1 protein-coding gene is annotated in these 418 nt (G+C 45.5%); it reads left to right on the forward strand.

Going from position 1 to position 418, the window contains the following annotated elements:
• Positions 1 to 98, forward strand: a 98-nt coding sequence (locus Q1A75_RS24370) for a UPF0149 family protein (protein WP_366142241.1), incomplete at its 5' end; no start/stop codon positions are given.
• Positions 99 to 418: the final 320 nt, after the last annotated feature.

Raw genomic sequence — 418 nt, forward strand, 5'->3', positions numbered from 1 at the left:
AAGCGCTCGATGGGTTCTTTGCCGCACTGGCATGTTGCCCGGATCTGGTCATGCCAAGTGAATACATGCCCATTATCTGTAGCGAACTGCATTCATAATCGCTCTGAACTGCAAACATCGTGATTATTCGACCGAATTATCTGCGACTATCTGAGTGATCAAAATCGGATTGTCTGCGAATGTAACCACATTATTTGCGACGAGACTGCAATCATCCATGTCGAACCACATTGCGTGCGAATGGGTCGTTCAGCAAACGGACGTTTTCCAAACGGCCTCTCAAGCCATTTGGAAATCTTTGAATTGACCCGATAATTTTGTCTGTTTACTGCATCTGGAAATCACCGTATGGGTTTGATCAATCGGAATGATTATTCAGACGGCTTTTCATGTTCATTGGCTACGCACGTGTCTCGAC

It is taken from the genome of uncultured Tateyamaria sp., from assembly GCF_947504105.1.
Classification (GTDB): domain Bacteria; phylum Pseudomonadota; class Alphaproteobacteria; order Rhodobacterales; family Rhodobacteraceae; genus Tateyamaria.